The organism is Cognatishimia activa, from assembly GCF_001458335.1.
In the GTDB taxonomy this organism is placed as follows: domain Bacteria; phylum Pseudomonadota; class Alphaproteobacteria; order Rhodobacterales; family Rhodobacteraceae; genus Cognatishimia; species Cognatishimia activa.
Genome location: NZ_CYTO01000018.1, coordinates 63192 through 76134 on the forward strand (window position 1 = coordinate 63192; position 12943 = coordinate 76134).

At 53.0% G+C, this 12943-nt stretch carries 11 protein-coding genes; 3 read left to right on the top strand and 8 right to left on the bottom strand.

All coding sequences use genetic code 11. The features are described from left to right. Window positions 1-29 precede the first annotated feature (29 nt). The 7 genes from TA5113_RS09130 to TA5113_RS09160 form a co-directional block, all read right to left on the bottom strand. Window positions 30-848 (bottom strand): hemerythrin domain-containing protein, encoded by an 819-nt coding sequence (locus tag TA5113_RS09130; RefSeq protein WP_058314192.1) that lies wholly within the window; start codon window positions 846-848, stop codon window positions 30-32. Window positions 849-1238: 390 nt separating this feature from the next. Further along, window positions 1239-2174: a sugar kinase gene (locus TA5113_RS09135; RefSeq protein ID WP_048599992.1), complete on the bottom strand. Its 936-nt coding sequence runs from the start codon at window positions 2172-2174 to the stop codon at window positions 1239-1241. Window positions 2175-2176: 2 nt separating this feature from the next. Then, the gene (locus TA5113_RS09140) at window positions 2177-3262 is read right to left on the bottom strand and encodes an L-idonate 5-dehydrogenase (RefSeq protein ID WP_233486374.1); all 1086 of its coding nucleotides are present in this window, start codon (window positions 3260-3262) and stop codon (window positions 2177-2179) included. Next, a complete protein-coding gene (locus TA5113_RS09145) occupies window positions 3235-4512 on the bottom strand; it encodes a TRAP transporter large permease (protein WP_058316687.1) in 1278 nt (425 codons plus the stop codon). The genes TA5113_RS09140 and TA5113_RS09145 overlap by 28 nt, the downstream gene beginning before the upstream one ends. Then, window positions 4512-5015 carry a TRAP transporter small permease gene (locus TA5113_RS09150; RefSeq protein ID WP_245627128.1) on the bottom strand — a complete coding sequence of 168 codons (504 nt, stop codon included), beginning with the start codon at window positions 5013-5015 and terminating at the stop codon, window positions 4512-4514. Before TA5113_RS09150 ends, TA5113_RS09145 begins: the two co-directional genes overlap by 1 nt. 66 nt (window positions 5016-5081) lie before the next feature. After that, the gene (locus TA5113_RS09155) at window positions 5082-6035 is read right to left on the bottom strand and encodes a TRAP transporter substrate-binding protein (protein WP_233486377.1); all 954 of its coding nucleotides are present in this window, start codon (window positions 6033-6035) and stop codon (window positions 5082-5084) included. A 13-nt stretch (window positions 6036-6048) separates the two neighbouring features. Beyond that, a complete protein-coding gene (locus TA5113_RS09160) occupies window positions 6049-6789 on the bottom strand; it encodes a GntR family transcriptional regulator (protein ID WP_058314219.1) in 741 nt (246 codons plus the stop codon). Window positions 6790-6915: 126 nt separating this feature from the next. Between TA5113_RS09160 and uxuA the strand changes: the two genes are divergently transcribed. The 3 genes from uxuA to TA5113_RS09175 are packed head-to-tail and all read left to right on the top strand — an operon-like array spanning window position 6916 to window position 10705. Beyond that, window positions 6916-8121 (top strand): mannonate dehydratase, encoded by a 1206-nt coding sequence (gene uxuA / locus TA5113_RS09165; protein ID WP_048599997.1) that lies wholly within the window; start codon window positions 6916-6918, stop codon window positions 8119-8121. Between the two features lie 47 nt (window positions 8122-8168). Continuing rightward, the gene (locus TA5113_RS09170; RefSeq protein ID WP_245627129.1) at window positions 8169-9590 is read left to right on the top strand and encodes a mannitol dehydrogenase family protein; all 1422 of its coding nucleotides are present in this window, start codon (window positions 8169-8171) and stop codon (window positions 9588-9590) included. 56 nt (window positions 9591-9646) lie between these two features. After that, complete coding sequence (locus TA5113_RS09175) at window positions 9647-10705, top strand: Ldh family oxidoreductase (protein WP_058122207.1); 1059 nt, start codon at window positions 9647-9649, stop codon at window positions 10703-10705. A gap of 621 nt (window positions 10706-11326) precedes the next feature. Here the strand turns inward: TA5113_RS09175 and TA5113_RS09185 are convergent. Beyond that, a partial coding sequence (locus TA5113_RS09185; protein WP_258953920.1) for a hypothetical protein occupies window positions 11327-12943 on the bottom strand: 1617 nt, incomplete at its 5' end.

The window sequence follows — 12943 nt, forward strand, 5'->3', positions numbered from 1 at the left end:
AACGATGCATAGCTGTTCCGGATGCGGCTTCAGATCGATCCGAGGTAATACCCGATGGCCTCCGCCAATTCCGTCTCCTCATAGCCAAAATGGGAGCGTACGACCTCTTCAAGTTTTCGGTACGTGGTGGCGGCGCGAACGAAGTTCGCCTCTTCCGGATCTTCCATCAGCGCGTCCGCAGCGCGGCCGAGGCGGATGATCAACTCGTGGACCACCTCGTGCTCTGATAGCAGCTTGGCGACGACCTCGCGAAACCTCCCTCCACCAGCCGCCTCGATGCGGGGGAACATATCGGAACCTTCAATGTCGTGGTGGAATTTGAGCACCTGGCACTCGCGTCCGCAAAGGTTTCCGAATGCCCGTAAATTCTCCGCCATATCGAGTGAAAGTACAATCTGCCTCAGATTTTCGGGCGGAGCGTCTCCCGCTTCAATCCGCGCCAACACCGCTCCAATTTGGGCCATCTCCATCAGATAGTGACGGTGGATGGCCGCCAGCTGTCGACCTTGGCGGCGGTGAATGTCTGTTGCTGCCGGAACCTTCGGCGCTTTGGGCCGCGAAAACTCGTCAATTGACAGGTCATCCAGCGAATGTGTTGAGAGGTCATTCATGTTTGGCATGAACGCCTCTGATTTCGCCAAGTCAAGAGCGTCGACCTTGCTAATTGGGCGATTACCTTCCCGATGCACGCTACATCGGCCCAAAGCCGCCGTCCGCGACTGCATCGGGTGCTGCAGCGCAGCTTCGCCAAAACGGACGTTGATCGTCACCGCAGCATTTCGGTTGATTGGACGACCGGAGTGCGGACAAAACCGACCTTGGATTTCCAACCTTCGCTGATGCAGCATCTGTTCGCAGCCGCGACAAGGCTTTTGTTGCGACGCAGCGCATGTCACCGAACCGGTCGTTCACGAGCATCAAACTGGCCTGAACCGAGACCGCACCTTCACGTCGTTGCGTCGTAACCGGCCGGTGATGTCGCATCATGCCCATGTCAAACCTCGTTACTGTCCATTATCTTTAACTGGGCAGTATCTGGTCATAGCGACCTTCGGCAGAGCGGGGACACCGGACGGTTACAGTAAGCCCACGAAACCTGAATTCGTTCTTGTGACATGAGAGGGCCCTATGGTCCGATGCTGTAATGCGCATGCAGGACAGATTTAGAAGAGGGAAATCGCTTATGCCTCCGGTCGTCACCGACGTTACTCTGCATTCAACCCGTGATGGTTTTCTGTTTAGACCCCATCAGCATTCGGGCGGTCGGCGTTTACGGGAAGGATAGCGCCTTTGTGCATGACAATGCGGCACGCCAGTTCATGACCTTTGGTCAGTGCGTTTTCCTGTGTTGAGCCACGGAGTATCGCTGCGAGGTATCCGCCGTTGAATCCATCGCCTGCCGCGGTGGTATCGACGACATCCGATGCCCGGTCAAAAGTGACTTCAGCGCAATTCTTGTTGATTGAAAAAGGGCCCAGTGCGCCACGTTTGAGAGCGCCGAAACAGTTCTGATATGATGAAAAACGATCTAGAACTTCAGCTTCCGTGGTTTCCTCAAAAAGCGACATTTCATCGTCGACAGACGGTAATGCAATGTCGCAGATTTTCCAGGCGGATTGAACCGTTTTCCGTGCAACTTCGGCACATTCCCAAAGGTTTGGCCGATAGTTTGAATCGAACACGAACTTACCACCGGTCTGCGTGAACGCCTTGATCCTTTCCAAAAGCGTGCAGCGTGTTGCAGCGGGCAGGATCGCAAGTGTAATTCCGGAAAGATAGATGACATCAAGGCCATCAAGGACGGCAAAGCGGTCTTCATCGCCCCTCTGGAACATCTGTCTCGCGGCGGAGTTCTCGCGCCAATAATGAAAGCTCCTCTCGCCGGAACTGTCCGTCGTAATAGCGTAGGCTCCGGGCAGAAACCCGGGGAGCTGCCCCAACCGATCTGTCTCCAGCCCCTGTGAAGCAATGAATTTGGCCATGTCTTCTGAGATTTGATCTGCGCCCAGTAGGGAAACAAAGCTAACGCTGTGATTCACAGGCAGAGATCGTCGCAGATAGATGGCGGTGTTCAGCACATCGCCCGCGACACCGATTTGTGTCGTTCCGGGAATAGCAGATGGCGATAGTTCCACCATCGCCTCTCCGACGCAACCAATTCTCAAATTACCCATCGTCAATCTTCCGCGGCAAAGGCGACATGCACTTTCACCGATTTGGTGCGGTCGCTGGCGGTTGCATATGCTTCTTCAATGTCAGCAGGGTCGTATGTGTGGCTAACCAGCGGACCGAGGTCAATTTCGCCAGAGTTGATCACAGCAACCGCCTGAGCGAACTCTTCGTGAAATCGATGGGTTCCTGCGACCTTGATCTCTTTGCTGACAATTAGATTGATGGGAACAGATGCATCTCCTGTTACACCGACCATCACCATTGTTCCTCGTGGGCGCAGTGCCGTTAGAGCGCTTTTGATCGCAGGCGGGGCGGCAGAGCACTCGAACACGACGTCAAACAGGCCCTTGTCGAACTGCCACTTGCCCAAACCATCGGGCGCTCTGCGGACATTGACAGTGTCGGTTGCTCCCATCTGCCGAGCAACGGCCAACGGGGCATCTTCAAGATCTGTAACAACAATCTCGGATGCCCCGCCGTGCTTCGCCACCGCTGCACAAAGAATGCCAATCGGTCCAGAACCGGTCACAAGGACTCGAAGCCCGGTAAGATCAGGCGCTTGCGCCCGGGCATGCAAGCAAACCGACAAGGGTTCTGTGCAGGCTGCGGCACTGGGGCTTACTTCTGATGAAAATCTGTGCGTTTGTACTGCTGGCAATACAAGCGTGCCACGGAAAAAACCATTCTCATGGGGATCACGGTAAGCTGAGCCGGAAAACTGCATTTCCAGGCAGTGCACAAGTTCTCCGCGTTCGCAAAATTTGCATGTCATGCAGGGCCTGGAGGGGTTCAGAGCAACCAAATCACCGACCTTGACATTATCCACTCCCGGCCCGACTTCGGCAATGCGACCCGACGCCTCATGACCGACAGTAATGGGATGTCTAACCCGGATCGGTCCAAAGCCACCTTCATGGTAATAATGCAAATCCGATCCGCATATGCCGCCAGTAACACTCGAAACCCTGACAGCACCAGTCGTCAGATCATCCACCTCTTCCTTTTCCAGGCGAACGTCGTGTTTTCCATGAAGTTTACAAACAGTCGTTTTCATAAGATTTCCTAATCGAATACCAAGCCCGGCAGCCATGTAGCAAATGCCGGAATGAATGAAACAAGCAGCAAAACGATGATGTTGCACAGGAGAAATGGCAAGATTGCGATGACGACAGGAGTGAGCGGCAGCCGGGCAATCCCAGAGCAAACGAATAGGCAAACACCAACAGGCGGGGTCGTAAGCCCAATCATCAGATTCAAAACAGCAAATGTTGCAAAGTGAAGCGGTTCAATCTCCGCGGCCTGAGCAAGAGAAAGCAAAGGCACAAACAAAATGATGAGCGCTGCGATTGTTTCCATGAACATGCCAACGATCAGCAACACGACATTGATCATTAGGATAATCAAAATGCGGCTATCTGTCACTGACAACACGGCGTTGACAATCGCTTGTGGAATTTGCTCCGAAACCAGAATCCAGCCAAAGACATTTGCAAAACCGACCAAAGCGAGGATTGAGGCGGCTGAAACACCGCTTTCGACGACGATGCGAGGAATGGCAGAGAAACGCAACTCGCCATATATGAATACCCCTACGACCAATGCATATACACAGGCGACAATCGCCGTTTCTGTCGGAGTAGCGATCCCACTAAGAAGGCCAAAAAGAATGAGGCCGGTCATTGCGATTGCCCAAAATGCCTTTCCAAATGAGCGAAGCAACTGGCCAAACCCTCTCCATTCTTCCCGGGGGAAGTTGCGGCGTTTTGCAATGATGTAGCAGGTAATCATCATCGCGAGCCCCATCATGATGCCAGGAATGGCGCCAGCCAAGAACATCTGCCCGACCGAGATTCCTGAAAGAGCTCCGACAATAATCATTGGCACACTCGGCGGAATTATGGGACCAACCGTCGATGAAGCGGCCGTAACAGCAGCGGAGAAGTCCGCCGGATAGCCAGCCTTCTTCATTCCGGGGATCATCACGCCACCAATTGAAGCTGCATCGGCTACGGCGGTACCTGTTATGCCGCCAAAGAGCATTGATGCGCCAATATTCGTAAGCCCCAGTCCGCCACGTATCCATCCAACCAGCGCATTGGCAAACTGAATGATCCGTTCGGTAATTCCGCCGTTGTTCATCAGGTTTCCGGCCAAAATGAACCCGGGAATGCTGAGAAGTACAAAGACGTCCATCCCGGCGAAAATCTTTTGCGACATGACCACAATGGGGATGCCAGTCAGCAACAGGTAGGCCAATGATGACAGCCCGAGCGAAATGGCGACTGGTACGCCTACGATGAGACAGATCAAGAAGACAGCAAAAAGAACGGCGACTTCCATTATTCAGACCCTCCAGCGACAGATCGGTAGTCGAGCTTAAGAATGTCCATCATGGTACGAAGGACGGCGAACGCCAGCAACAAGCCCATCATGGCGAGGATTGCGAAGTGTGTGAATGTCATTTGAAGTCCCAATGCCGGAGATATCTGTAAGCCACCGATTTGGAAGAATTTCCACGCGCCGGGTAGCAGTGCGATTGCCAAGATGGCTGTCAAAATTGAAGAGGCAATTCTGAAATATCTGGGAAACTCTCCGGGGAGGAAGTCGCAAACAATATCCACATTTACCAAATCGCCGGTCATGAGGCCGAAACCGGCGCCTAACGCAGCAAGATAAATTAGCGCAAATCGCGTCAATTCTTCGGTCCAAACAGGCGAGCTTCCAACGCTTCTGCCTAAGACTTGCGTAAGAACCGCAAGGGCAAGGACCGCAAAGGCGATAAAGATACAAATCCGAGACATGGCTGAAAACATGTGGAAAAGACTAACGATTATTCTTGGCATGAGCACCCCTCGGAAGTTGAAAGTCTTGCCGCCCATGACGGGCGGCAAGATCAAACGTTTAGCAGTTTATTGAGAGTCAAACAGCGATTCTACGATTGGTTTAACTTCGTCGTTCACATTGGCCAGCACAGCATCCTTTGCTGCGGCAGCAAATGCGGCACCATCCACATCGGTGAATGTCATGCCCTTCGATTCCAGGTAAGCACGATCTTCGGCAAGGCTGGCTTCCAGCAGACCACGTTCATACTCCTGTGCTGTCGCCGCCGCAGCCATGACATGCGACTGATCTTCGGCACTCAGTTTCTGCCATGTGGATTCTGCCATGGTCAGATAAATCCAGGAGCGAACATGCTCAGTCAGGTTTACGTGTGTTTGAACTTCATTAAAATTGGCTGATCTGATCAGTGCGAGTGGGTTTTCCTGAGCACCGATGGTTCCGTTTTGCAAAGATGTAAACACCTCGGAAAACGCCATCGGGGATGGGCTTGCGCCAAGGGCACTCCAGACGTCAACGAAGAGCGGTACATTCGGAACACGCATTTTCAAGCCATCCAGCTCAGAAGGGGAGGTGATCGCGCGGTTGGACGTCAGGTTACGGGGTCCGCGCGCAAAATATGCGATTGGCCTGATCTTTGCGCGCTCAATGATTTGCGCCTCGATGTCATTGCCGATTTCGCCGCCTGCAACTTCATCCATATGATCCAGAGAAGAATAGGCATAGGGCACGGCCAGAAGCGCGGCCATCGGTGCCCAATTTTGAAGGCTTTCGCCGGTAATTGTCATGTCAACGGTGCCAAGCTGCATGCCGTTGATCATATCGATTTCTTTGCCCAGAGACTCGTTGGGGAACACTTCAACGGCGATACGTCCGTCGGTCAGTGTATTGAGCTCTTCGCCAAATTTGACAGCCGCGAGATGCCAGGCATTTTGCTCATTTGCAAGGTGGCCAAGCTTCAGTGTCATGTCCTGCCCGAACGCAGGGGAAAATCCCAAAGTTGCTAGCAGGGTACCCGCCACCATCGATTTGAGTTTGTTAGTCATCGTTCTTCTCCCTTTTTGGTAGTAGTTTTGAGCTTTCGAGCCCGGTGATATTTTCGAAATGCTCAGGATTCTGCTGAACGATCTCCGGTAGCGTCCTAAGCATTTCATTGAGGTGATTTCGCATTGCAAGGTTGGCACCTCCCTGATTGCCAACTGCGATCTTTTCCACGATGTCTGCATGTTGCTCGATGAGCGCTTCAATCGGGAAAATTCCATAACTCAAGACCCGCACCCGGTCCATTTGACCATTGATTTCGTCAATGTACTTCCAGGCGACACCTTTGCCGGCCGCCTCCATAAGGATGCGGTGGAAGTCCTGATCAGCCCTATAGAACGCTTGAGGATCACCCTTTCGGATCGAACGCTGCCTTTTCAGCTCCGCCCTCAGGTCCTTGACAAGCGAAGGATCAGGATCCTCTGCCAGGGTGCTGACGATATCTGCCTCGACAGCTTCACGCACGAAGCGCAATTGCAGGACTGTCTCGACATCTATTTCGCGCACCAATGTGCTTCTTTGGGGGCGGATCATTACAAAACCTTCACCAGCCAGTTTTATGAACGCTTCGCGTACAGGCTGACGGCTGACACCCAACTCCATTGCAATTTCCCCTTCGGACAGTTTGTGGCCCGGCGGCAAGTCGTTGTTCACAATCCGGTGGCGAAGCAACTTCCAGACCTGCGGCGAAATCGTCGCGGTCGGGTCTATCGATTTTTGCAGATCATGTTTGTTCATGGTTCAGCTCCCTTTTCCTGCATAACGGTTGCCTACCATACTAGTCAACTCCTTATTGACGCCGCGTCTCCGCGCTACTATTACGGTCCCATAAGAACGGCAATTTTTGAATGCGAGAAGTCCAATATGTACGAGACATGGCGATGGTTCGGCCCGAAGGATCAAGTAGACCTTCAGGACATAGTTCAGTCGGGAGCCAGCGGAATCGTGACCGCTCTACACCATATTCCACCGGGAGAGGTTTGGACTGCAGATGAAATAGGTCACCGCAAGTCACTGATTCGCACCTCAGGGATGGCGCTTCACAGTCCGTTGAATTGGTCTGTCGTTGAAAGCCTTCCCGTATCCGAGAATATCAAGCGCCAGTCAGAAGATTGGCGCTCGCATGTCGAAAATTACAAGACGAGTCTTGTCAATCTGTCCGAAGCTGGAATCGACATCGTCTGCTATAATTTCATGCCAATCCTTGACTGGACCCGTACCGATCTCGCCTATCAGCTTCCGAATCAAGCCACTTGCATGCGCTTCGATCTAGTTGATTTTATTATGTTTGACGTTTTCCTTCTTAAGCGCCCCGGTGCCCAAGAGGATTTTGATGAGCCCCTTGTCGAAAAAGCGCGCGCCAGGTTTTCGGCGTGTGATGGCGCGTATAAAAAACGGCTGACAAATAACGTGATCAGCGGTTTGCCGGGCGGGGCCGATACGATGACGATGGATCAGATCTCAGATCATCTTAACCTTTACGCGGATATCGATGAAGATCAGCTCGTTCGGAACCAGACCGACTTTCTCGAAATCATCGCTCCGCATGCAGAGAAGCTGGGGCTCAGACTGTGCTGCCACCCAGATGATCCACCGATACGCTTGCTGGGGTTGCCACGGATCATGTCAACGGAAGCCGACTATCAACGGCTCATTTCTACGGTCGACATTCCCGCCAATGGCATAACGTTCTGTACTGGCTCACTGGGCACACGCGCCGATAATGATCTTCCGACGATGATGCGACGACTGGGTGATCGGGTGCATTTCATTCATCTGCGTAATGTCGTTCGCGAACACAAACAGACTTTTGGCTCTTTTCATGAATCCGAACATTTGTCAGGCGATGTTGATATGGCGGCGGTCGTGTCAGCAATCGTTGATGAAGAAACACGACGCAAAAGCCTCGGTAGGAGTGATCACTCCATTCCGTTCCGTCCAGATCACGGGCAGGACATTCTTGATGATCTCAATCGAAAATCACAACCGGGTTATCCGGCGATCGGCCGTTTGAAAGGTCTCGCCGAGCTGCGCGGGCTCATCGCCGGGCTAGAATACAAGGCCGCCTGATTATGCACTCCTCTTCACTCGGCAAGGCCGTGCAGTTGAATGACAAAATGTTGCCTTACGAACCGGAGCAAATCGGGGTGGGCATAGTTCATATCGGGCTTGGTGCCTTTCATCGCGCGCATCAGGCTTGGTATACACATAATGCACTTTCCAAAAGCAATGGGGACTGGCGAATAACTGCGGTTAGCATGCGATCGCAGGCGCTCGCGCATTCACTTGAAGCCCAGGACGGGCTCTATTTTCTTGAAGAATGCGACGCCGAAGGGGCCACAAATACGCTTGTTGGCAGCATCGCTCACTCGTATTCCTTACGGGATAAGCGTCGCCAGATCGTAGAGGCGTTGGCGCATCCTGATTGCAAAATAATCACTCTGACCGTCACCGAGAAAGCATATCATTACGATCCAGAAGCGCAGGGTATCGTTCTGGACCACCCCGACATACAAGAGGATCTGGAAGAGCTGAGCGCTGCGAACACGGTGCCCGGACTGCTCGTTCATACGATGAACCTCAGGCGGCAGACAGGCAAGCCGGGCTTGACCATTCTCTGCTGTGACAACCTTCCGCATAACGGCCGCGTGGTTCGTGCTGTCACATTGACGATGGCAGAGGCTGTCGATCCGGAGCTGGCGGCATGGATTGAGATCAATGTCGCCTTCCCATCCAGCATGGTGGACCGGATTACACCCGCCGTCACCGAAGAATTTGCTCGGAACATCGAAGTTCAAACGGGCTATTCGGACAAATGCGCAGTCCGCACAGAGCGTTTTTCGCAATGGGTCATCGAGGATGACTTTCCTCGCGGCCGCCCCGCGTGGGAGCGCGCAGGTGCTGTCATGACAAGCAATGTCGGACCCTATGAAGAAATGAAGCTTCGCATGTTAAACGGGTCTCATTCTCTTCTGGCCTATGCGGGCTTTGTATCAGAGCACCCCACGATCAAATCTTGTATGGAAAATCCGGTTCTGCGTGCGCTTCTTCGCCGTCATCTCCGCTCTACCGCCGCGACTTTGAAACCGCTCCCTGATTTCGACTACGACGACTATGCAGAGGCGCTCATAGATCGCTTTGATAATCCGAATATCGCCCACTCGACATTTCAAATTGCCATGGATGGAAGTCAGAAGATGCGACAACGGATATTCACCCCTACTAAGGCGCTGGCGCAGCGTGGCATGGCCTACGATACTTACGCTTTCGCGACCGCAGCTTGGCTTCGTTATACGTCCGGCAAGACCGAGTCGGGGGATATTTATCGCCTTCAGGACCCGCTGGAAAAGGCGCTCATCAGCTCATGGACGGGAACCACAACACCGCAAGAGGTGCTGGCCGCTATCGGGCGAATTGATGGCCTGATACCCCAGACATTAGCGGGCGACCCACGATGGAAAGCGCGCGTCACGAGCCATCTGGGCGCAATACAATCGGATGGAATGATCAAGGCGGCGCAGGCCCTCTTGGACGGGTGAGCCGCAATCAGCCATCTACGTGTCACTTTGAGAAACAGAACTTGCCGGAGGCAAACATGACAACCCAAAACGAAACGTTAGTCTCAGAAACCGACCTCAGGGCGCTCTGTCTGAAGATGATGGAACTGGCTAAGCTGGACTCCAAAGGCGCTAGAGCAACGGCAGATGTACTGGTGACAACGGACATGTGGGGTGTTCATACGCATGGAACACGGCAGCTCCCTAAACTCCTGGAAAATTTCGAGACCGGAAAAATGGACCTGAATGCGACCGCTTCTGTCATCGATGAAGGTCCGACATGGGCGTCTATCGACGGCAAAAGAGCAATGGCATTCCAAACGGCAATCGACGGCATGGAGATGGCCATCAATAAAGCACGCGATGCCGGGACCGCCACTGTAACTGCTCGGAATATTGGGCATTTTGGTGCCGCGGGCTATTTTGCAGTCATGGCTGCGGAAGCAGGAATGATCGGTATTGCGATGTGCAATGTGGATCCATGCATAGCCGTACCGGGCACAAAAGGACCAGTTCTGGGCACCAACCCGTTCGCTTATGGAATTCCAACTTCGGGAAGACCTGTATTTTTCGATATCGCGACATCAGCCGTCGCTGCGACCAAGGTGTTTCGCGCCAAGGCAAGGGGTGAAACAATACCCGACGGCTGGCTTGTGGATAAGGATGGAGTCCCGACCAACGATCCTTCACACTACCCCGAAGAAGGAGCCCTGCTGCCTTTCGCAGCGCATAAAGGCTACGGCTTCGCCTTCCTGATCGAAGCTTTATGTGCCGGTCTCAGCGGCGGCCCCACGCCGGATAAAGTCAACTGTTGGGTGTCATCAACACCTGAACCGGTCAATCAGTCCTTCACCTTTATTGCAATTAATCCCGACACCTTCGCCGCGGGAAGAAATTTTTTGAATTATATGGACGGGCTGACAGCTCACGTCCAAAGCGCTGACAAAGCCGTGAATGCGGATCACATTTACCTACCCGGTGAAATCGAGTGGCGGAAATACCAAATTGCCCAACAGCAGGGGATTGCACTTCCTGCGGACGTCGCCGATGTCTTGCGGTCAGCGGCCGCAAAATACGGTGTCGATTTCCCTGTATGAAACGGGAATAGAGAAGGCAACCGGTCGGGACCGTTAAGCAATCTTGATGCCAAACTGGCAATTGCCGCACAGAACAAAGCATTCATTGGGTTCAGTTAGGAGACGACCACCAAATAAATGAACTCGCTGCTTCAGTGAATGCCCAGCCTACCGGAATACGCCGCAATATTGCCTCGAGCATTGCAGACCTTGGTCCAAACGCGGCGGATTCACCCTTTGTCCGCGACTTGATCCTTAGCCGCTATATCTATGCTGCGGGTTGTGCGAATGGCTGTTTCTTACGCCGTATTGCACATCAAAATCTTCGCTAATGCAGCACAATCCACGCTGCGAGCGCACGCTGCACAAATTCGACTCTTCCGCAGTGGGCTCGTTGCCGCCATCGGAGGCGGTGCAGCATTCATGCGACAGGCCCGCCAAGGGGCCATCACGGACGGCCCAAAGCAGCCGTCCACTTGACCTGTCGGACGCCGCAGTGCGACCCGTCGATCCAGCCATTCGCTGCACCGGCAAAACTGATGGCCAGGCGAATGCTACGCTGCGGCAATGTGAAGGAGACGTTCGCTAAGTATGCGAGACGCTGGGTTGTGAAAATTCTAATTTGGTCCAGGCCTTAATCGGCTAGATAATAAGATGGACCAAGCCAGTAACGCTTGCGGTGACTACTCCGTCCTGAATGATCTTTTGTTTAGCCTCTACTGAAAGAGCTTCACCCTTCAACATGGACTTGGCATTGGCCGCAAGTGTCACCATCGCAGCGACGCCCATACTCTCAACAATGTCCGCGTCGGCACCATGTCCGAGCTTGTGTAAAGCTGAGGACGTGTCAGCTGTTAGGTCGGCATTGCTGAACTCAGAGGAAGACCAATCTGGCGAAGAGGCAGCAACCTCACTTGTTACGAGCACATCGATGTTTTCGTATTTTTCGTTGTGGTCACGTACGTAAGACGCATAATTTGTCGCTTTGAGTTGAACTTCTGAAACATCGCCTGTGTCAACATTGATAATCCGGACATCTGCGCCAGCATGGTTCGTGTCGCCGAAAAGCTCGACGATGTACTCGTCGCCATCCAGGTTCTCTTGCCGCTGAAACGCGAGTTCGTGGTAGATCCCCTTTACGTTGTTTTTGAGCCCGGAAATTTGCTCAACGGATAGCGATTGCACGTATTCAGACAGCTCAAGTTCACTGGCATCAGCAAGGCTGTTGTTCGATCGACGTAGCGCCTGAAGGACCAACTCCTCATTTTCCGTAAATGAAGGCAAGGTGTCCGACATCAATTTCAACATCGTGGCGGATACGACACCTGATACGACAGGGACAGCCGCAGAGGGTTTTCTTCTAACTGATGACTTTTGACCATTCGTCGTTGACAAGGTATCGAACAATTCGACTAGATCTACCTTGCGATCTTCAAGGCGCATCAACGGAAGATCCGGCCAGTCGCTAACTTTGGCGATGCAGACATCTAACTGTTCGAGGAGATCATGTTTTAAGTTCTGTTGCAGGGTTTCAGCGGTGAATGGGTCCAAAATGGCGTTCTGTTTTACCCGTTCACGAAATGCCGTTGCCAACATCAAACAGGCCTCGACGAACCGCTTTTCTTGCTGGTCCAAGGATTTTTTCTTGCGCCGTTTTCCGGTCCATTTTCCAACAAGCTTGCGAGATCCAAAATATGCGATTGTGCCTCCAGCAGCAGCTACACCCAAGACAATCCACCCGCCAGCTACAACGCTTCCTCCAATCCACGCCAACGCGGCACTGTTGAAAGCTGCGCCTGAAAGTGAAGAGATGGCCGTTCCCGTACTGGCTGTTCCGAGAATGGATGCGATGGAAAATAGACTTGCTGTCGTACCTGCCGCAGCCAATTTCCCCGAAAGCGCTGTAACGATCCTGGCCGACGTGCCGCGCTTTTCAATCAACAGCGCATCGACGAGGTCTTCCAGAGAGATTGCTCCTTTTTCAAAGAAGTTCTCCGGCGTATATTTGGTATGTCTAAGTTCAAATTCTGCGAACTTTACAGCCGCATGATCTTTGACCGCTTTACCCCCTTTTGCGGCGATCTTGCCTGTCTGCCGACCCACGGGCTTGGCGATTGCCCAGCCAGCTTTCCCCGCGACCTTAGCCAAGAACAGCGCTGAACGCCCGGTCGCACTTGCCGCTCGTAATGATAGCGGAGACTTTTTCTGTTTTTTCTGATCCAATTTTCGCTCTTTAAGTGGTCTGGTCTGACAGGGTAG